Source organism: Corynebacterium sp. HMSC074H12, from assembly GCF_001813755.1.
GTDB lineage: Bacteria > Actinomycetota > Actinomycetes > Mycobacteriales > Mycobacteriaceae > Corynebacterium > Corynebacterium hiratae.
In genome coordinates, this window is sequence record NZ_KV813945.1 from 1 (window position 1) to 389 (window position 389).

General features: G+C 55.0%; 1 pseudogene. It reads right to left on the reverse strand.

Annotated elements, in window-relative coordinates:
* Positions 1-389, reverse strand: a pseudogene (locus HMPREF2932_RS12055) (HNH endonuclease); the annotation flags it as partial.

A 389-nucleotide genomic window follows, 5' to 3' on the forward strand; every position in this document is an offset into this window, starting at 1 on the left:
CCGCCGACCCGGCAGGTACCGTCGCGTCCTTCGACAAGTTTGCGCATGATGATTCCTGGCTGGTAGCCATCGGCCTCTTTTATCTCTTCGGTTAAATCCCGCATCTTGTCATGTGGCATGGGCTCAGCTCGCCAGCCGAAGCCTTCAATAAAGGTCGGTGCATCCTCAATATCGCAGGCCTGGTAGGTGTGGAGCACCACGGTAGCTGGTGGCTGTATTTCACCGGAAAGCAGTTTGATGACTGCCTCAGCGACAGTGATGTCTTCCTTGGTTGCGGTCTGGTGGATGAAGGCATCGAGTTTAATGCCGGTGTCTTCCCCAACCTGCAGTTCCAACCACGCTGAGGTGCCGTTAGAAGAAAACCGGTAGGTATCTTTAGGCCGGGTATC